At 72.9% G+C, this 18,871-nt stretch carries 21 protein-coding genes; 15 read left to right on the top strand and 6 right to left on the bottom strand.

The features are described 5' to 3' along the window. Positions 1-191 precede the first annotated feature (191 nt). The 6 genes from ABZ312_RS37485 to ABZ312_RS37510 all read left to right on the top strand — a co-directional run bounded on the left by ABZ312_RS37485 (position 192) and on the right by ABZ312_RS37510 (position 5,138). Entirely contained in the window at positions 192-959 is a 768-nt protein-coding gene (locus ABZ312_RS37485) for a metallophosphoesterase family protein (RefSeq protein WP_499511406.1), read from the top strand. A gap of 97 nt (positions 960-1,056) precedes the next feature. Continuing rightward, on the top strand, positions 1,057-1,500 hold the full coding sequence (locus ABZ312_RS37490; RefSeq protein WP_499511405.1) for an SRPBCC family protein: 444 nt from the start codon (positions 1,057-1,059) through the stop codon (positions 1,498-1,500). Position 1,501: 1 nt separating this feature from the next. Continuing rightward, positions 1,502-2,731 carry an ArsA family ATPase gene (locus tag ABZ312_RS37495; RefSeq protein WP_500329897.1) on the top strand — a complete coding sequence of 410 codons (1,230 nt, stop codon included), beginning with the start codon at positions 1,502-1,504 and terminating at the stop codon, positions 2,729-2,731. A 68-nt stretch (positions 2,732-2,799) separates the two neighbouring features. Further along, positions 2,800-3,201: a DUF5304 family protein gene (locus tag ABZ312_RS37500; protein WP_500329896.1), complete on the top strand. Its 402-nt coding sequence runs from the start codon at positions 2,800-2,802 to the stop codon at positions 3,199-3,201. A 104-nt stretch (positions 3,202-3,305) separates the two neighbouring features. Next, entirely contained in the window at positions 3,306-4,247 is a 942-nt protein-coding gene (locus ABZ312_RS37505) for an ROK family glucokinase (RefSeq protein ID WP_500329895.1), read from the top strand. A 126-nt stretch (positions 4,248-4,373) separates the two neighbouring features. Beyond that, positions 4,374-5,138 carry an endonuclease/exonuclease/phosphatase family protein gene (locus ABZ312_RS37510; RefSeq protein WP_500359540.1) on the top strand — a complete coding sequence of 255 codons (765 nt, stop codon included), beginning with the start codon at positions 4,374-4,376 and terminating at the stop codon, positions 5,136-5,138. Positions 5,139-5,150: 12 nt separating this feature from the next. Here the strand turns inward: ABZ312_RS37510 and ABZ312_RS37515 are convergent, their stop codons facing one another. Together ABZ312_RS37515 and ABZ312_RS37520 are read right to left on the bottom strand one after the other, a co-directional pair. Continuing rightward, positions 5,151-5,723 carry a hypothetical protein gene (locus ABZ312_RS37515; RefSeq protein WP_499511400.1) on the bottom strand — a complete coding sequence of 191 codons (573 nt, stop codon included), beginning with the start codon at positions 5,721-5,723 and terminating at the stop codon, positions 5,151-5,153. Next, a complete protein-coding gene (locus tag ABZ312_RS37520; protein WP_499511399.1) occupies positions 5,716-6,501 on the bottom strand; it encodes an alpha/beta hydrolase in 786 nt (261 codons plus the stop codon). The genes ABZ312_RS37515 and ABZ312_RS37520 overlap by 8 nt, the downstream gene beginning before the upstream one ends. Positions 6,502-6,628: 127 nt before the next feature. Here ABZ312_RS37520 and ABZ312_RS37525 point away from each other — a divergent pair, with 127 nt between their 5' ends. From ABZ312_RS37525 to ABZ312_RS37545, 5 genes are all read left to right on the top strand, one after another. Next, a complete protein-coding gene (locus tag ABZ312_RS37525) occupies positions 6,629-7,348 on the top strand; it encodes a lysophospholipid acyltransferase family protein (RefSeq protein ID WP_500359538.1) in 720 nt (239 codons plus the stop codon). Positions 7,349-7,460: 112 nt separating this feature from the next. Next, positions 7,461-8,621 (top strand): MacS family sensor histidine kinase, encoded by a 1,161-nt coding sequence (macS, locus tag ABZ312_RS37530; protein ID WP_500359547.1) that lies wholly within the window; start codon positions 7,461-7,463, stop codon positions 8,619-8,621. A 17-nt stretch (positions 8,622-8,638) separates the two neighbouring features. After that, complete coding sequence (locus ABZ312_RS37535; protein ID WP_500329889.1) at positions 8,639-9,298, top strand: response regulator; 660 nt, start codon at positions 8,639-8,641, stop codon at positions 9,296-9,298. A gap of 182 nt (positions 9,299-9,480) precedes the next feature. Then, on the top strand, positions 9,481-10,509 hold the full coding sequence (locus ABZ312_RS37540; protein WP_499511397.1) for a 6-phosphofructokinase: 1,029 nt from the start codon (positions 9,481-9,483) through the stop codon (positions 10,507-10,509). 131 nt (positions 10,510-10,640) lie between these two features. Then, on the top strand, positions 10,641-11,303 hold the full coding sequence (locus ABZ312_RS37545) for a uridine kinase family protein (protein ID WP_500329886.1): 663 nt from the start codon (positions 10,641-10,643) through the stop codon (positions 11,301-11,303). 26 nt (positions 11,304-11,329) lie between these two features. Here ABZ312_RS37545 and ABZ312_RS37550 read toward each other — a convergent pair whose 3' ends face one another. Then, complete coding sequence (locus tag ABZ312_RS37550; protein ID WP_500439653.1) at positions 11,330-13,273, bottom strand: anthranilate synthase family protein; 1,944 nt, start codon at positions 13,271-13,273, stop codon at positions 11,330-11,332. 284 nt (positions 13,274-13,557) lie between these two features. On the opposite strand from ABZ312_RS37550, the gene ABZ312_RS37555 reads away from it, so the two are divergent. Next, entirely contained in the window at positions 13,558-14,142 is a 585-nt protein-coding gene (locus tag ABZ312_RS37555) for a Uma2 family endonuclease (protein ID WP_500329882.1), read from the top strand. 10 nt (positions 14,143-14,152) lie between these two features. Here ABZ312_RS37555 and erm read toward each other — a convergent pair whose 3' ends face one another. Then, positions 14,153-14,905: a 23S ribosomal RNA methyltransferase Erm gene (gene erm / locus ABZ312_RS37560; protein WP_499516807.1), complete on the bottom strand. Its 753-nt coding sequence runs from the start codon at positions 14,903-14,905 to the stop codon at positions 14,153-14,155. A gap of 253 nt (positions 14,906-15,158) precedes the next feature. Between erm and ABZ312_RS37565 the strand changes: the two genes are divergently transcribed. Then, positions 15,159-15,683 carry an anthrone oxygenase family protein gene (locus ABZ312_RS37565; protein ID WP_499511394.1) on the top strand — a complete coding sequence of 175 codons (525 nt, stop codon included), beginning with the start codon at positions 15,159-15,161 and terminating at the stop codon, positions 15,681-15,683. Here the strand turns inward: ABZ312_RS37565 and ABZ312_RS37570 are convergent. Next, positions 15,634-16,149, bottom strand: a complete 516-nt coding sequence (locus ABZ312_RS37570) for a hypothetical protein (RefSeq protein WP_499511393.1) — start codon at positions 16,147-16,149, stop codon at positions 15,634-15,636. The two genes, ABZ312_RS37565 and ABZ312_RS37570, sit on opposite strands and share 50 nt — an antisense overlap. A gap of 280 nt (positions 16,150-16,429) precedes the next feature. Here ABZ312_RS37570 and ABZ312_RS37575 point away from each other — a divergent pair, with 280 nt between their 5' ends. Together ABZ312_RS37575 and ABZ312_RS37580 are read left to right on the top strand one after the other, a co-directional pair. Then, positions 16,430-17,779, top strand: coding sequence for a class II 3-deoxy-7-phosphoheptulonate synthase (locus ABZ312_RS37575; protein ID WP_499511392.1), 1,350 nt, complete (start codon positions 16,430-16,432; stop codon positions 17,777-17,779). Positions 17,780-17,912: 133 nt separating this feature from the next. Continuing rightward, positions 17,913-18,221: a (2Fe-2S)-binding protein gene (locus tag ABZ312_RS37580; RefSeq protein WP_500329879.1), complete on the top strand. Its 309-nt coding sequence runs from the start codon at positions 17,913-17,915 to the stop codon at positions 18,219-18,221. A 25-nt stretch (positions 18,222-18,246) separates the two neighbouring features. On the opposite strand, the gene bfr is transcribed toward ABZ312_RS37580, so the two are convergent. Beyond that, entirely contained in the window at positions 18,247-18,726 is a 480-nt protein-coding gene (gene bfr / locus ABZ312_RS37585; RefSeq protein WP_500329878.1) for a bacterioferritin, read from the bottom strand. Positions 18,727-18,871: the final 145 nt, after the last annotated feature.

Here is an 18,871-nt window from a genome sequence, read left to right on the forward strand (position 1 = left end):
AAAGCTTCAGCGGTAGGGGGTGCCGTGTAGATGTTTTGTGTGTCACATCGTCGTCACACGCCGCAGGCCCGCCGCGACACCGTGCGGATCCACTGGTCGGAAGCCTAGTCGAGGCCCCCGGTGACCCGCAGGTAACCGCAGCCCCGGTGTGCCCTCCCCAACCCCGCCCGGCGCGTCCTACAGTGATCGTCATGCGGGTCCATGTCGTCAGTGACGTCCACGGCGCCTCCGAGGCCCTCGCCGAGGCCGGTGAGGGCGCCGACGCGCTGATCTGCCTCGGCGACCTGATCCTCTTCCTTGACTACGCCGACCACTCGCGGGGCATCTTCCCCGACCTCTTCGGGGCCGAGAACGCCTCCCGCATGGTCGGGCTGCGCACCGCCCTGCGCTGGGACGAGGCCCGCGCCCTCGACCGCGAACTGTGGGCGGGGCTCGGCACCGACCGGCGCACCGCCATCGAGGCCGCCGTGCGCCGCCAGTACGCCGAGCTGTTCGCCGCGTTCCCCACCCCGACGTACGCCACCTACGGCAACGTCGACATCCCCGCGCTCTGGCCGGAGTACGCCCGGCCCGGCACCACGGTGCTCGACGGCACCACCACCGAGATCGGCGGCCTGGTCTTCGGCTTCGTCGGCGGCGGGCTGCGCACCCCGTACCGCACCCCGTACGAGATCGACGACGAGACGTACGCCGCCAAGGTGGCCGCCCTCGGCGAGGTCGACGTGCTGTGCTCGCACATCCCGCCCGCCGTCCCCGAGCTCTGCTACGACACCGTCGCCCGGCGCCTCGAACGCGGCAGCGAGGCGCTGCTCGACGCGATCCGCCGGGTGCGCCCCCGCTACGCGCTCTTCGGCCACGTCCACCAGCCGCTCGTGCCGCGGATGCGCCTGGGCAGGACCGAATGCGTCAACGTCGGCCACTTCAACTCCACCCGGACACCCTGGGCACTGCAATGGTGACCGCCCCGGCGGTCTCCGGCCGCCCGACCAGGCGGTAGCCTTCACCAGCAGACATACAACAGCAGGTACGACGCGACGTCCCGGAGGGGCCACGGCGATGGCGGAACACACCAGGTCGAGCATCACCATCGACGCGGCCCCGGCCGATGTCATGGGCGTCATCGCGGACTTCGCCCGGTACCCGGAGTGGACCGGCGAGGTGAAGGAGGCGGAGATCCTCTCCGCCGGCGGCGACGGCCGTGCCGAGCAGGTCAGGCTCCTCCTGGACGCGGGCGCCATCAAGGACGACCACACCCTCGCCTACACCTGGGTCGGCGACCACGAGGTCCGCTGGACCCTGGTCAAGTCCCAGATGCTGCGCACCCTGGACGGCGCCTACATCCTGGCCCCGCTGGAGGACGGCAAGCGCACCGAGGTCACCTACCAGCTGACCGTCGACGTCAAGATCCCCATGCTCGGCATGATCAAGCGCAAGGCCGAGAAGGTCATCATCGACCGCGCCCTCGCCGGCCTGAAGAAGCGCGTCGAGTCCCAGGGCTGACGTGCGCACGCTCCTGGTCACCGGCACGGGCGGCGCCGGGCGTACGACGGTCGCCGCCGCCACGGCCGTGGCCGCGAGCACGCCCGGGCGGCGTGTGCTGCTGCTCTCCACCGATCGCGACGCCTCCCTCGACGGGGTCCTGGGCCCGGTGCCGCCCCCGTCCGGGGACGGCGGCGGTCCGCAGCCGGACGGGGCGCCCCTGCCCATCGCGCCGGTCGGGTCCGTACCGGGTCTGTGGGCCGCGCGCGTCGACGCGGCCGCCGCCTTCCGGGCCGACGCCGGGGCCGTCCAGCAACGCCTGGGCTCCCTGCTCGACCTGCTCGGCGCGGCCCCGCTGGACCCCGAGGAACTGACCGAACTCCCCGGCGCCGACGCCTTCGCGCTGCTGCGCGCCCTGCGGGACACCGCCGGCGGCTGGGACCTGGTGGTCGTCGACCTCCCGCCGGTCCACGACTCCCTCACCGCACTCGCGCTGCCCGCGCAACTGCGCCGCTACATCGCCCGGCTGGTCCCCCAGGAGCGGCAGGCCGCCCGCGCCCTGCGCCCCGTCCTCGCCCAGCTCGCCGGTGTGCCCGCGCCGGGCGCCTGGGCCTACGAGGCCGCCGCCCGCGCCGACCGGGAACTGGCCGGTGCCCAGGCCGTGATCGAGGACGCCGCCACGACTGTCCGGCTCGTCGTGGCCCCCGGCACGCACGCCGCCGACGCCGTGCGCCGGGCCCGCACCGGACTGGCCCTGTACGGCCACCGCCTCGAGGCCGTGGTCGCCAACCGGATGCTGCCCGCCGAGTCCCCGGACCCCTGGCTGACCGAACTGGCCGCCCACCGGCGCAAGGAAGTGCGCGCCCTGCGCGCGGAACTCGCCGGAACGCCCACCGCGCTCCACGAACTGCCCCACCTCGGCCGGGAGCCGCGCTGCGCCGAGGACCTCGCCCGGCTCGCCGCGCAGCCGCCCGCCGACGCGCCCGAGGGCCCCGCGGCGCCGCCGTGGACCACCGAGGACCGGCTCGCCGCCGAGGGCCACTTCCTCTGGCGGCTGCCCCTGCCGGGCGCGACACGCGACACCGTCGACCTCGTACGCCGCGGCGACGAACTCGTCGTCGACGCCGAGGGATACCGCCGCATCCTCCCGCTGCCCTCCGCGCTGCGCCGCTGCACCGTGGCCGGTGCGGCGCTCCGCGACGGCGCGCTGCAGGTCCGGTTCGCCCCGGATCCCGGTCTTTGGCCCCGCTGAGCGCTGAAAGTGCCGCCCCCGTTCGGGTACCGTCGTGGGTATCAAGCCCGGAGCCTTACGGAGCCACCATGAGCGAATCCACGGACCGCGCGGGCCGCCCCGACACCGATTCAGACGCCTGGGCCAAGGCGAGCGCGGAGGACACCGCCGCGGAGAACGCCCGCCGGCGGCAGCAGAGCGGACAGACCCCCGGCAGTGCCGGCGAGGAGCTGCGGCGTCTCGCGGAAGCGGTCACCGACCGCCTGTCGATGCTCCGCACCCCCGCCGCCGAGATGGCGGCGCAGGGGCTGATCTCGCAGGTCAAGCAGGCGGTTGAGCCGATCGTCGAGCGCAACCCCGAGGTCTTCGACCACCTCGCCGCCGCGGGCGCCGAACTCCTGGCCGCCTACCGCGCCGCGGTGAGCGGGCAGGAACGACGCTGGACCTCCGGCGGGGACACGCCGCCCAGCGAACGCATCGACCTGGACTGAACGGCGCGACGCGGACCCGGGACGAGCATCGGGCCCGAACAGGGCGCGGGTCGCCCTCCGGTACGGTTGGACACAGCGGGGCTCGACCGAATACTGAGGGATACATGGGACTCACCATCGGCGTCGACATCGGCGGCACGAAGATCGCGGCCGGCGTGGTCGACGAGGAAGGCTCGATTCTCGAAATCGTCAAGGTGCCGACCCCGCAGACCTCCGAGGGCGTCGTCGACGCCATCGCGAGCGCGGTGCACGACGTCAGTGTCGGCCACACGGTCGAGGCCGTCGGCATCGGTGCCGCCGGCTACGTCGACGACAAGCGTGCCACCGTGCTCTTCGCGCCCAACATCCGCTGGCGCCACGAGCCGCTGAAGGACAAGGTCGAGCAGCGCGTCGGACTGCCCGTCGTCGTCGAGAACGACGCCAACGCCGCCGCCTGGGGCGAGTACCGCTTCGGTGCCGGCGCGGGCCACGACGACGTCATCTGCATCACCCTCGGCACCGGGCTCGGCGGCGGCATCATCATCGGCAACAAGCTGCGCCGCGGCCGCTTCGGCGTGGCCGGCGAGTTCGGGCACATCCGCATGGTGCCGGACGGTCTGCTGTGCGGCTGCGGCAGCCAGGGCTGCTGGGAGCAGTACGCCTCCGGCCGGGCACTGGTGCGCTACGCCAAGCAGCGGGCCGTCGCCCAGCCGGAGAACGCCACCCTGCTGCTGTCGCTCGGCGACGGCACGCCCGAGGGCATCCAGGGCCAGCACATCAGCCGGGCCGCGCGTGACGGGGACAAGGTCGCGATCGACTCCTTCCGCGAGCTGGCCCGCTGGGCCGGCGCCGGGCTCGCCGACCTGGCCTCGCTCTTCGACCCCTCCGCCTTCATCGTCGGCGGCGGCGTCTCCGACGAGGGCGAACTCGTCCTCGAGCCCATCCGCAAGTCCTTCCGCCGCTGGCTGGTCGGCGGCCAGTACCGGCCGCACGCCCAGGTACTCGCCGCCCAGCTCGGCGGCAAGGCCGGCCTCGTCGGCGCCGCCGACCTCGCCCGCCAGGGCTAGCCCCGGCGGTCACCCGCCCGGCACCGGTGCCCCCGTCACTCCCGGCGAAGGAGTGACGGGGGCGCCCGGCTTCCCGGCCGGGCACACGACGCCCCCGCGCGACCGCGCCGCCGCTACAGTGAGCCCGTGAGCGAGGGCCCGCTGCCGGAGCTGCCGGCGTCCCGTACCGAGCCGGACGGCTCCGCCGTCGTCCGCGTGCTGAGCTACAACATCCGCTCCATGCGGGACGACACCGCGGCGCTCGCCCGGGTGATCCGCGCCTGCGACCCCGACCTCGCGCTGATCCAGGAGGCACCCCGCTTCTTCCGCTGGCGCAAGGCCGTCGCCCGCCTCGCCCGCGCCTGCGGCCTGGTCGCCGTCACCGGCGGGGCCACCGCCACCGGCCCCCTCGTGCTGTCATCCCTGCGGGTGCACGTGGAACGCGCCGAGGACGTCCTGCTGCCCCGCACGCCCGGTCTGCACCGGCGCGGCTTCGCCACCGCCGTCGTGCGCGTCGGCGGCGCCCGCCTGTCCGTCGTCAGCTGCCACCTCTCGCTGCAGGCCCGCGAGCGCTACGACCAGGGCGGCATGCTGCTGGACCGGCTCGCCGCCATGGGCGAGCCGTACGCGGTCGTCGGCGGCGACCTCAACGACCGCCCCAACGGCCGCACCTTCCGCCGGCTCGCCGACGACCTCCAGGACGCCTGGGCGGCCCGGCCCTGGGGCGGCGAGTACACCTCCACCCCGTACGACCCGCACCAGCGGATCGACGCGATCTTCACGACCCCCGGCATCGAGGTCCTCGGCTGCGGGGTGCCGCACGGCCTGCCCGGCATCACCCCGTACGACCTGAGGGCGGCCACGGACCACCTCCCGGTCCTGGCCGCCCTCAAGGTGCCCGCGTCCGCCTGACGGCGGCGCCGGTCAGACCACGGCGCCGCCGCCCGGCAGGTCGTCGTCCTCGTCGCCGCCCGGACGCATGCGCGTCACCAGGGTGGCGAAGCCGCCGAGGAAGCCGCCGACGCCGACGGTGAGAGCCCACCACGGCATCGGTTCCTGGAAGAGGACGAAGCCGAAGATCAGCAGCGGGCCGCCCACGGCGGCCAGCCACGCGAACTTCGTCGTCACGTCCGCCTCCGGCAGCGGCGGCGGCTCCGGCGGCTCGTAGTGCCCCTCGTCCGCGTCCTCATCGAGTGCGTAGTCACGGGGACCGGACAGCACGGGGTGGATGACGATGCGCGTCGCGTCCGGCGCCGCGGGCAGCGCGGACGGGTCCGCAGTGCCCTCGCTCCCGTCGCGCTCGCCGTCGGCCCCGCCCTCGCCGTCCCGCTCCGCGGCCGGGACGTCCTCGGCCTCGGGCCAGGAACCCGTCCCGGGCTCGGGGTCCTTCTCGTACGCCGCGACGATCTCGGCCCACGCCGATTCCTCGTCCAGCGGCGCGCGCTCCGGCTCGCCGCCCTCCGGCACCTGGCGGCGCTCCTCCTCGGGCTCAGCCACTGGCCGCGTCCTCCTTCTCCGCCCGCTCTCCCGCACCCGACAGCCGCTCGACGAAGGCGTACGACTCCTCGAAGACCGTCTCCGCGTCGTGGTCCAGCGTCGCGACGTGGTAACTGCGCTCCAGCACCGTCTCCGTGACGTCCGTCGACGACACCCGGCTCAGCACGACCGCCGAGTTCGACGGGTGCACCACGTGGTCGACCCGGCTGTGCAGCAGCAGGAGCGGCTGCGTCACCTGCGGCAGCTCATGGCGTACCAGCGTCCAGAAACGGCTCAGGGAGTGCACCGCCCGCAGCGGGGTGCGGTCGTAGCCGACCTCCTGCGAGCCCTCCTTCGCGATGTCGCTCGCGATGCCCGGCACGGTGGGGACGAAGTGGCGCAAGAGGGGAACGACCTTCAGCTGATGGCTGTCGGCCTTGACCGAGGGGTTGACCAGGGCGATGCCACTGACCGCGGCGCCGTGCTGCGCGGCCAGCCGCAGGGTCAGGGCCCCGCCCATCGACATTCCGAAGACAAACACGCGGTCACAGCGCTCGGACAGCGCGCGGAATTCCCGGTCCACCTCCGCGTACCAGTCCTCCCAGCCGGTCAGCTGCATGTCCTGCCAGCGCGTGCCGTGCCCCGGCAGCAGCGGTACGGACACGGTCAGGCCCCGCTCGGCCAGGTACTCGGCCCACGGCCGCATGGACTGCGGTGTGCCGGTGAATCCGTGGCACAACAGGACGCCGACCTTGCCGCCGTCGTGGCGGTAGGGCTCGGCTCCGGGCATCAGCGGCACCGTGCGTCTCCTGTTCGGTGGAATGCGCGAAAAGCGATACCTCACAGTACGCGGACGGCCGACACCGGGGGAGAGCACCGGCGGATCTGGCGTTAAGGTCTTCCCGTCAGACACAGGAGGTCATCGGTTGTTGTACGGCGTGATGAAGATCGCCATCGGGCATCCCCTGCGGGCCGCGTTCCGGCCGTGGGTGGAGGGGATGGAGCACATCCCCAAGCAGGGAGCGGCGATCCTGGCGAGCAACCACCTGTCCTTCTCGGACTCCTTCTTCCTGCCGGCCGTGCTCGACCGCAAGGTCACCTTCATCGCCAAGGCCGAGTACTTCACCACGCCCGGCATCAAGGGCAAGCTCACCGCCGCCTTCTTCAAGGGCGTCGGCCAGCTCCCCGTGGACCGCTCCGGCGCGCGCGGCGCCGGCGAGGCCGCGATCAACAGCGGGATAAAGGTCATCGAGGCCGGCGAGCTCTTCGGCATCTACCCCGAGGGCACCCGCTCGCCCGACGGCCGCCTCTACCGCGGCAAGCCCGGCGGCCTGGCCCGCATCGCGCTCGCCACCGGCGCGCCCGTGATCCCGGTCGCCATGATCGACACGGAGAAGATCCAGCCGCCCGGCCAGGTCATGCCCAAGCTGATGCGCCCCGGCATCCGGATCGGTAAGCCGCTGGACTTCAGCCGCTACATGGGCATGGAGCACGACCGCTTCATCCTGCGCTCGGTCACCGACGAGGTGATGTACGAGATCATGAAGCTCTCCGGCCAGGAGTACGTGGACATCTACGCGACCGCCGCCAAGCGGCAGATCGCCGAGGCGGCGAAGAAGCAGCAGCAACAGCACGGCGAGCCCTAGCCGGACGCGCCAGGGGGAAACGGGGGGACGGCCCATGGCCGGGGAGAAGACCGGCGCGACCGGGGGGAGACCCGGCGGGTCCGCCGCCGCGCGGCCCGCACGCGTCGCCCGCATGTCCGTCGAGCAGCCGCTGTGGCGCGCCCTGACCGGCTACCGGTTGCTGACCGCGGCGTACGCCATCGGGCTCTACGCCGCCGCCTACCACGAGCACGCACACCCCCTGGCGGGCGCGGCCTACATGGCGGTGCTCGCCGTGTGGACGCTGGCCACCGTCGGCAAGGTGAGCTCGCCCCAGCGCTGCACCAGGCCCTTCCTCATCGTCGACCTCGGTGTCGCGATCACCGGCATCCTCATCACCCCGGTCGTCGAGGCGCACCAGCGCATCCTCGACGGCGGCCCCACCCTCCCGTCGATCTGGACCGCCGGCTCCGTGCTCGCCTTCGCCATCAAGGGCGGCTGGCGCTGGGCCGCCGCCGCCTCCTGCCTCGTCGGCGGCGCCAACCTCGTCGAGCGCGGCGCCCCGGCGCGCGACACCCTCCACAACGTGCTGCTGGTGGCCATCGCCAGCATCGCCATCGGGTACGTCGTCGAGGTCGCCCGCGCCAGCGAACGCACCCTCGCCCGCGCCCTGCAGATCGAGGCCGCCACCCGCGAGCGGGAGCGCCTGGCCCGCGACATCCACGACAACGTGCTGCAGGTGCTCGCCATGGTGCAGCGGCGCGGCGCCGAGATCGGCGGCGAGGCCGAGGCCCTGGGCCGCATGGCAGGCGAACAGGAGGCCGCCCTGCGCGCCCTGGTCACCGACGGCGCCGCCGCCCTGCCGTCCCCCCGCGGTGCCACCGGCACCGACGCCGACGCCGAGGCCGGCGCCGGCCAGGACCCGGACGCGCCCCGCGACCTGCGCCCGCTGCTCTCCCCGTACGGCAGTGCCCGGGTCACCGTCGCGGCCCCCGGCACCCCCGTCCTCGTCCCGGCCCGCGCAGCACGTGAACTCGCCGCCGCCGTGGGCGCCGCCCTGGAGAACGTCCGCCGGCACGCCGGTGAGGACGCCCACGCCTGGATCCTGGTCGAGGACGAACCCGAGGCCGTACTGGTCAGCGTCCGCGACGACGGCCCCGGCATCCCCGAAGGCCGCCTCGCCGCCGCCGAGGCCGAGGGCAGGCTCGGGGTCGCCCAGTCCATCCGCGGCCGGCTCCGGGACCTCGGCGGCACGGCGGAACTGGTGTCGGTGCCCGGGCAGGGGACAGAAGTCGAGTTGAGGCTCGCGAAGTGAGGGAGGAGATTGGGGTCATGGCGGTGAAGGTGATGGTGGTCGACGACCACCCCATGTGGCGGGACGCGGTGGCCCGCGACCTCACCGAGGCCGGATACGTGGTGGTCGCCACCGCCGGCGACGGTCCGGAGGCGGTACGGCGCGCCAGGGCGGCCATGCCCGAGGTGCTCGTCCTCGACCTCAACCTCCCCGGCCTGTCAGGTGTCCAGGTCTGCAAGGACGTCATCGCCGACAACCCCGCCCTGCGGGTGCTGGTGCTCTCCGCCAGCGGCGAGCACGCGGACGTCCTGGAGGCCGTGAAGTCCGGCGCCACCGGCTACCTGCTGAAGTCCGCCGGCCGCGAGGAACTCCTCGACGCCGTCCGCCGCACCGCCGTCGGGGACCCCGTCTTCACCCCCGGCCTCGCCGGCCTCGTCCTCGGCGAGTACCGCCGCCTCGCCTCCGACCCCGCCCCCGTCGCGGCCGACACCCCCGAGGCGCCCCGCCTCACCGACCGCGAGACCGAGGTCCTGCGGCTCGTCGCCAAGGGGCTCAGCTACAAGCAGATCGCCGAACGGCTGGTCATCTCCCACCGCACCGTTCAGAACCACGTCCAGAACACCCTCGGCAAGCTCCAACTCCACAACCGCGTCGAACTCGTCCGCTACGCCATCGAACGCGGACTGGACGAGGAATAGCCCCGACGCCGCCTCCGGGGGCGCGCCCGCTCCAGTGCCGCGCGCCGCCCGGAAGGGTGAAATCGGCGGACCAACATCCCCGCGGATCAAGGGATTTCACCGAACGGCCCATCCCACCTGTGACGCCGGTCACGCTAGCGTCGTGGACGCAGGCAAATGGTGCGAACGGGAAGGGATGGATCATGCGAGTTGGCGTGCTGACCGGCGGCGGAGACTGCCCCGGGCTCAACGCGGTCATCCGTGCCATCGTGCGCAAGGGTGTCCAGGAGTACGGATACGAGTTCACCGGTTTCAGGGACGGCTGGCACGGTCCCCTCGAGGGCGACACCGTGCCGCTCGACATCCCCGCCGTGCGCGGCATCCTCCCGCGCGGCGGCACGATCCTCGGATCGTCCCGCACGAACCCGCTCAAGGCGGAGAACGGCGTGCGCCGCGTCAAGGAGAACCTCGCCAAGTACGAGGTCGACGCACTCATCGCGATCGGCGGCGAGGACACCCTCGGCGTCGCCACCGCCCTGTCGGACGAGTACGGCGTCCCCTGCGTCGGCGTGCCCAAGACCATCGACAACGACCTGGCGGCCACCGACTACACCTTCGGCTTCGACACCGCCGTCAACATCGCCACCGAGGCCATCGACCGCCTCCACACCACCGCCGAGTCGCACATGCGCGTCCTCGTCGTCGAGGTGATGGGCCGCCACGCCGGCTGGATCGCCCTCCACTCGGGCCTCGCCGGCGGCGCCAACGCCATCCTCATCCCCGAGCAGCGCTTCGACGTCGACCAGGTCTGCGCCTGGGTGGAGAGCCGCTTCAAGATCCGCTACGCACCCATCGTCGTGGTCGCCGAGGGCGCCATGCCCAAGGACGGCGACATGGTGCTCAAGGACCAGTCGCTCGACTCCTTCGGCCACGTCCGGCTCTCCGGCGTCGGCGAGTGGCTCGCCAAGGAGATCGAGAGGCGCACGGGCAAGGAGGCCCGCACCACCGTCCTCGGCCACATCCAGCGCGGCGGCACCCCCAGCGCCTTCGACCGCTGGCTCGCCACCCGCTTCGGCCTGCACGCCATCGACGCGGTCCGCGACCAGGACTGGGGCAAGATGGTCGCCCTGCGCGGTACGGACATCGTCCGCGTCCCGTTGCGCGACGCGACGGCCCAGCTCAAGACGGTCGATCCGCGGCTCTACACCGAGGCGGCGGTCTTCTTCGGGTAAACACGGCGTTTCCCCGGCGCCGTCTGCGCTTTCCCCGCTTGCCATGGGCGATCACGCGGCCGTACATTCCCTGCACCCGGCTTGTCCGGCCGCTTCGTTTATCCCCCTTGAGCACATGAGGAGCGCCCGGCATGACGGGTGTACTGGCGGTCGCAGGCGGCACCGCATCCGGCAAGTCCACCCTTGCCGAGGCCCTGTCGCTGCAGTGTCCCGAGAGCATCGCACTGGTCCATCTGGACGACTACTACGTGCCCGCGCACGATCCCCTCAGGGGCGTGTGGACGGTCAGCGCCGGCGGGCACGCCATCCTCGACTGGAACCACCCCGGCTCCATCGACGAGGCCGCCGTCAGCGCCGCGATCGACGCGGCGCTGACGCGGCCCGGCGTGCGCCTCGTGGTGGTCGAGGGCCTGTTCGCCCTGACCCTGCCGTCGGTGCGGGAACGGGCGGACTGGCGGGTGTACGTGGACGCCCCCGACGACGTCCGGCTGGCCCGCAAGATCCTCCGCAAGATCGAGGTCCAGCGGCAGGACCCGCGGCTGTCCCTGCTGAACTACCTGCAGAGCGGGCGGGACCGCCACGTCGCCCACGTCGCCCCCTCGCGGGCGCTGGCCGACCTCGTGGTGGACGGCCTCAACGAGGGCCCCGACATGGTGGCGGCGGTCCTGGGTCTCATCGGCCCGCTCCTGTCGCCCGTCCCCGCGCCCGTGCCCGAACCGGTCCCCGCCGCCCGCCCCCGCCGGCCCCGCGCGGTCACCCCGCGGACGCACCAGCTTCCGGCGGCCGCGGTCTGACCTGCCGGGGCGGCGGGTCGCGGGCGTCAGCCCGTCACCGTGACCCCCGCCAGGAGGTCCGCCACGATCGCCGTGCCGCCCAGCGTGAGCACGGACTCGGGGTGGAACTGGACGCCCGCGAACCCCGGGCCGCGCAGGGCGTGGACGTCGCCGGTGGCGGGGTCGCGGCTCAGTTCGATGCGGTGCATGGCGAGCTCCTCCGCCGTGGCGTCGTCGCAGCGGGCGGTGAAGGAGTTGTAGAACCCCACGGTCTCCGCCTTCCCGAACAGGTCGACGGATGTCTGCGCGCCCTGGAAGGGGACGTCCTTGCGGACGATGTCGAGGCCGAGTTCGGCGGCGATCAGTTCGTGGCCGAGGCAGACCCCGAGCAGGCCGTGCCGGTGGCCGCGGACGAGTCCGGAGGCGAGGCCGCGCAGGAGGGCCATCTTGGGGTCGCCGGTGTCGGACGGGTCGCCGGGGCCCGGACCGAGGATGACCGGGCCCTGGTGCGCGAGGGCGGCCTCGTGCAGTCCCGGGGCGTCGAAGCGGCGCACGGTGACCTGCAGCCCGGACGACCTCAGCACGTGCGCGAGCATCGCGGTGAAGGTGTCCTCGCCGTCCACCACGAGGGCGTGCCCGGTCAGCGTGCCGGGCTGCTCCGCGGTGCGCATGCGCAGCCAGAACGGGGCCAGGTTCCGGCGGCGTCCGTCCAGCGCGGCCCGCACCCGGATGTCGTCGCCGAGCGGTGGCCGGTCTGCAGCCGGGCCCTGCGCCCGTCCGGGCCGGACCCCCAGCGCGGCCAGCACGGCCGCCGCCTTCGCGTGCGTCTCGGCGACCTCCGCGTACGGGTCGGAGCGCCGCACCAGGGTCGCGCCCACCGGGACCTTCAGGCCGCCCGCGGCGTCGACGTCCGCGGTGCGGATCAGGATGGGCGAGTCCAGGGTCTGTGCCCCGCCGGCGTCCCGCCCGATCAGGGCGAGGGCGCCGGCGTAGTAGCCGCGGCCGCCCGGCTCGTGGCGCTCGATCACCCGGCAGGCGTTCTGCACCGGCGAGCCGGTCACCGTCGCGGCGAACATCGTCTCGCGCAGCACGTCCCGCACGTCCATGCTGCTGCGGCCGCGCAACTCGTACTCGGTGTGCGCCAGGTGCGCCATCTCCTTCAGGCGCGGGCCGACGACGACGCCGCCGAGGTCGCCGACGGTGCACATCATCTTCAGTTCCTCGTCGACCACCATTGTCAGCTCCTCCACCTCCTTGGCGTCCCGCAGGAAGGCGAGCAGCCCCTCCGCGTCCGGCCCCTGCGGGGGGTAGCGGTAGGTGCCGCTGATGGGGTTCATGACGACCGTGCCGCCGGCCATCCGCACGTGCACCTCGGGGCTCGCGCCGACCAGGGTCCGCTCCGGGGTCCGCACCACGAACGTCCAGTAGGCGCCGCGCTCGCCGTCGAGCAGCCGGCGGAACAGCGCGAGCGCGTCGGCCGCCGCGAACCCCGGGACCTCGCCGCGGAAGGTGCGCCGGATGACGAAGTTCGCGCCCTCGCCGCCCCCGATCTCGTCCTCGATGACGCGCTCCACGATCCCGGCGTACGTGTCGTCGTCGACGTCGAAGGCCCCGCCCTCCACGCGCACCGCGTGCGCGGGCAGGGCCGCCATGAGCTCGGGGAGCGGCAGCTCGTACGCCTCACGGGGGCGCAGCACGACCAGCGGCGTCCCGTCGTCGCGCACGTCGAAACCGCGCTCCCTGATCTGCCGGTACGGCAGCAGCGCCAGTGCGTCCACCGCGGGGCGCTCCCCTTCGGGTGCCCCGGTCGGCAGCGCGATGTCGGTCAGCCGCTCCGCCGTCGTGACCGGGCCGAGCAGCACTTCGACGGTGTCCGTGTCCCGGCCGGGCGCTCTGCGCCTGAGCAGCGCGAAGGGCGGGCACGCGGGGTCCAGCAGCCGTTCGACGAGCGCGGCGGCGGGGGGTGCGGCGGCGGGATCGTGGTTCTCCACGGCGGTTCCTTCCGGTCTTCGGCGAGGGAAGGGACGGCCGCGCAAACACCGAAGGCCGCCCTTCGGGCGGCCTGAGCGTCTGGCTGTGCGTACGCGCTGCTAGTGGGCCGCCGGATCCGCGGTCCACCACCACTGCAGGTGCGTCTGCTGCGCGTACATGTTCCGCACCTTAACGCATCCGTCCACGACGCGGCGGCCGCGTCTCACGCTTTCGGGGCATCGTGGGGACGTAGGGCCCCGGTACTCTCGGGGATGCGTCCGGAATCCCGTCCATGGGAGGAACCATGACCGCCGAACCGCTGCCGGCCTGGGCGATTCCGCCGCGTGGCGGCTTCACCTCGGACGACCTGGACCGCATTCCCGACCTCCCGCCGCACACGGAGTTGATCGACGGGAGCCTGGTGTTCGTGAGCCCGCAGAAGAGCTTTCATTCGCTGGCCATGTATCTGCTGGAGCAGGGCTTGCGAGCGGCGGCACCGGAGAACCTGCGGGTGCGGCGGGAGATGAGCGTCGTGCTGAACCGGCGCAACCGGCCCGAGCCGGATCTGGTGCTGGTGCGGGCCGAGGCCGCGAGCGACGGCGCGGACGAGACGGGGTACCAGGCGGCCGACGCCGTGCTCGTCGTGGAGGTGGTCTCACCCGACTCCGAGGAGCGGGACCGCAAGCGCAAGCCGCAGCTGTACGCCGAGGCGGGCATCCCGCACTTCTGGCGGGTCGAGAAGGGCGAGGGCCGGCTCCCCGTCGTCTACGTCTTCGAACGGGAGCCGGCCACCGGCACCTACGTCGCCACCGGCATCCACCACGAACGCCTCAAGGTGTCTGTGCCGTTCGCCGTGGACATCGACCTCGCGGAGATCGAGCGGCTGTAGCCGCCGCCCCTCACCTCACCAGCCGCCACAGGGACGCCCACTGCCTCGCCGTGAGGTCCTTGGGGAGGGCGTGCGGGGGGACGCGTTCGGCACGCAGCCAGTCGCGCAGCGCCGTGCGGTCGAAGTGGCCGGTGCGGGCGAGGACTTCGCGCAGGCCGCGGCCCGGGCCGGTGAACACCCGCTGGACGAAGGCCTGGTAGGCGCGGCGGTCGCCGGTGACGAGCGGCTGCGGGCGCCGGGTCATGGTCAGCAGTCCGCCGTCGACGGAGGGTGCCGGGCGGAAGGCGCGGGCGGGGACGCGGGAGTGGAGGGTGAAGTCGTACCAGGGCCACCAGGAGGCGGTGAGCATGCTGGCGCCGCCGACGCCCGCGCGGCGGCGGGCGACCTCCCACTGGACGAGCAGCACCGCGCACTCCCACCGGTCGGCGGCCAGGACGCGCCGCATGATGGTGGTCGTCAGGTGGAAGGGCAGGTTGCCGACGATCACGTGTGGTTCGCGCGGGAAGCGGTAGCGCAGGACGTCGGTGGTGACGACGTGCGCGCCGCGCGGGAGCCGCCGCTGCAGGCGCTGTGCGCGCCCCGGGTCGATCTCCACGGCCGTCAGGGGGCGGCCGGTGCGGCTGAGGGGGAGGGTCAAGGCGCCGTCGCCGGGGCCGATCTCGACGATGGGTCCGCTGGTGGCGGCGACGAGGGCCTCGATGGAGGCGATGACGGTGCGGTCGGTGAGGAAGTTCTGGCCGAGCTCGTGCCGGCCGCCCACCATGGACCGGTGGTGAGGCATGGGTGTGCACTCCGCGACATAAGAGGTTCCGACGATGGACCCGATGCCGCGGCGAAGAGCGCCGCGGCTATGCCCGGCGCAGCCTGATGTAGTAGGTGCAACCCATGGGCCGCACGGTATCCCGGCCCCGCCCGGTTCCGCACGCGGTTTTCCGCGCTCTCCGTGTGGACGCGCGCGTATGGGACGGAGCGTCCGGGCCATGTTCCGTCTCACCAGGCGCGGCTTCACTGGTCGCATGACTTCCCGAGACGCCGTCCTCGTCGCGGCCACCGTCGCCGTCGGCCTCATGGCCGGGCTCTTCTTCGCGTTCTCCGTCGCCGTCATGCCGGGTCTGGCCAAGGCGGCCGACCGTACGCTCGTCGACGCGATGCAGCGCATCAACATCGCCATCCAGAACGGCTGGTTCCTGCTGGTCTTCGGCGGTTCGCTGCTGCTGTGCGCCGCCGCGGTGGCGCTCTGCCTGCGCGACGCAGGCCGCGGTCCGCTCCCGTGGGTGATCGCCGCGACCGTGCTCTACCTGGCGGTGCTCGTCGTCACCTTCGGCGTCAACATCCCGTTGAACGACCGGCTGGACGCGGCGGGCGACCCCGGGAGCCTCGCCGATCCCGCCGCCGTGCGCGAGCGGTTCGAGGCGGCCTGGGTCCGCTGGAACCTGGTGCGCACGCTCCTGTGCACGGCGGCGCTGGGCTGCCTGGGCCAGGCGCTCGTCCTCAGCGGCCGCGCCGCCGTGGAAGCGGCGCGTCGCACAGGGCGCATGTGAAGTCGTCGTCCTTGACGAGGTTGCGCTCGCCGCACCGCGGGCAGTGTCGGAAGACGACCGCCTGCGTGAACCAGCCGGGGCGGGTGAGCCCCGCCCGGTCGAGGGCTTCCGCCAGCGCGGGCCAGGACGCCTCGGCGTCGGGGCAGTAGCCGGTCGACTGGTTGCCGACCTCGGTCACCTCCCACCCGCCGTCCTCCCGCGCGGCGAACGTGATCTCCCCGGCGGCCAGCACGGGCCCGCCCCCGGCGCACGCCACGTGCTCGCTGCGGCGCGGCGCCAGACGGAGCGTGCCGGTCGAGTCGACGACGTAGGTGAAGGGCTCCTCGCGGTCGGCGGCGGCGCCATCCAGCCACTGCCGGACGTCGTCCGCTGACCGCACCGCCCGGCCCGCCGCGTCGGGCCGCACCACGGCGGCCCGGATGTCGTCCGGTCCCACGTACCTGAACGCCTCCGACGGTGTCGGCATGACGGCGGCCCCTCCCGTCCGGGCTTCGGTGTGCGGGCCGAGCGTACGACCCCGGACGCGGGCCGTCTCACTGGGTGGACTCCGCGGTGGCGGCGTGGGCCGGACGCGCCGTCGCCGTACGCCGGGCGGCGCCGGCGCGCGGGGCCGGGGAGGGCCCGCCCTCCGGGCTCCGCAGGCCTGTGCCGGGCGGGTCGGACGGGGCTCCGCGGAGGTCACTCGGTCGTCTCATCCTCTGGTCCGATGCGCAAAGGAACGGACACGACCACGTAATGTGGGCTGCGTGACCGTGAACGCTGAAACCCACGCCGGGCGCCAGACCTGGCGCTCACTGCCCGCGGCGCAGCAGCCTGAGTACCCCGACCCCGAGGCTCTGCGCGAAGTGATCGCGGACCTCGAGTCGTATCCGCCGCTCGTCTTCGCAGGCGAGTGCGACCAGCTGCGCGACCGCCTGGGGGCCGTGGCCCGGGGTGAGGCGTTCCTGCTGCAGGGCGGCGATTGCGCGGAGGCCTTCGACCAGATCGGGGCCGACCAGATCCGCAACAAGCTGAAGACGCTGCTGCAGATGGGCGCCGTCCTCACCTACGCCGCGTCCGTGCCGGTCGTGAAGGTGGGCCGGATCGCCGGTCAGTACAGCAAGCCGCGTTCGAAGCCGACGGAGACCCGGGGCGGGGTGACCCTCCCGACCTACCGCGGCGACTCGGTCAACGGCTTCGAGTTCACCGAGGCGGCCCGCGTGCCGGACCCGGAGCGGCTCAAGCGCCTGTACAACGCGTCCGCCGCGACGCTGAACCTCGTCCGGGCCTTCACCACCGGCGGCTACGCCGACCTGCGTCAGGTGCACGCCTGGAACCAGGACTTCGTGAAGTCCTCGCCGTCCGGGCAGCGCTACGAGGCCCTGGCCCGGGAGATCGACGGCGCGCTGAACTTCATGCACGCCTGCGGCGCGGACCCCGAGGAGTTCAAGACCGTCGAGTTCTACGCCTCGCACGAGGCGCTCCTGCTCGACTACGAGTCGGCGCTGACCCGCGTGGACTCCCGCACCGGCCGGCTGTACGACGTGTCCGGCCACATGGTCTGGATCGGTGAGCGCACCCGTCAGCTCGACCACGCGCACATCGAGTTCGCCTCGAAGATCCGCAACCCACTCGGTGTGAAGCTCGGCCCGACGACCACGCCCGAGGAGGCGCTGGCGCTGATCGACCGGCTGGACCCGGACCGCGAGCCCGGCCGGCTGACCTTCATCACGCGTATGGGCGCCGGCAAGGTGCGCGAGCTGCTGCCGAACCTGGTGGAGAAGGTCACGGCCTCGGGCGCGCAGGTCGCCTGGGTGTGCGACCCGATGCACGGCAACACCTTCGAGGCGGCCTCGGGTCACAAGACGCGCCGTTTCGACGACGTGCTCGACGAGGTCAAGGGCTTCTTCGAGGTGCACCACGGCCTCGGCACCCACCCGGGCGGCATCCACGTGGAGCTCACCGGCGACGACGTGACCGAGTGCGTGGGCGGCGGCGACGAGATCTTCGTCGACGACCTGCACCAGCGCTACGAGACGGCCTGCGACCCGCGGCTCAACCGCAGCCAGTCGCTCGACCTGGCGTTCCTGGTGGCAGAGATGTACCGCGGCCAGTAGCGGCGGCCGTCCCTGCGGACCCTGAGAGGGGCGCGGATCACATCGATCCGCGCCCCTCGTCGGTTTTCAGCCACTCGCCCGGCGGGTAAGGTTAGGTTAACCTCAGGCCGGGATCGAGAGAGAGGGGAACCGCGTGTACGTCTGCTCATGCTTCGGCATCACCGAAGAGCAGGTCAAGCAGCATGCGGACGCCGGCCGCTGCACCCCTCGCCAGATCGCCTCCGCCTGCAAGGCGGGCACGGACTGCGGTTCCTGCGTGCGCCGGATACAGGCGCTTCTCGGCCGCGGCGACGGCTGTGCCACCCGAACGAAGCTCGACACGGCGAAGTCCGGAGCGCCCGCGGAACCCCTCGGTGCCCCCGCGCCGGCCTCCCTGCCGGTCCCGCCCGCACTGCCGGTGCCGGTCGCGGTCCCGCTGCCCGCGGCGGCCAGCGCCGCCTGAACGGCTGCGGCCCGGCCGACGGCCGTCAGCTGTCGGGCTGCTCGACGAGCTGGGCGATGTACAGCGGCTCCCCGAGCTTCTCGATGAGTTCGAGCTGGGTGTCCAGGTAGTCGATGTGGTGCTCCTCGTCGGCGAGGATGTCCTCGAAGATGTTGGCCGACGTGATGTCGCCCTTCGTCCGCATGACCTCGATGCCGCGCCTGAGGCGGTCGATCGCCTCGACCTCGACCTGGCGGTCGGCCTGGAACATCTCGGTGAGGGTCTGCCCCACCCGGACGTGGAAGAGCCGCTGGTAGTTCGGCAGTCCGTCGAGGAAGAGGATGCGGTCGGTCAGCACCTCGGCATGCTTCATCTCGTCGAAGGACTCGTGCCGCGTGTACTTGGCGAGCTTCGTCCAGCCCAGGTTCTCCTGCATCTTGGCATGCAGGAAGTACTGGTTGATCGCCGTCAGCTCGCCCGTCAGTTGCTCGTTCAGGAACTCGATGACCTCGGGGTCGCCCTGCATGGCAAGCCCGTCCTTTCCGGAGGAATCCACACGATGGGCGCATTTTCGCACCGCCGGTGGAAGCGATCCAGTAAGTTCACACTTACTCCGGTGGCCCGGGTTGTCATACTTTGACCTGGTGCTGGTCGGTGGCACTGCATCCGGT

Source organism: Streptomyces sp. NPDC006207 (assembly GCF_040613835.1).
Lineage (GTDB): Bacteria > Actinomycetota > Actinomycetes > Streptomycetales > Streptomycetaceae > Actinacidiphila.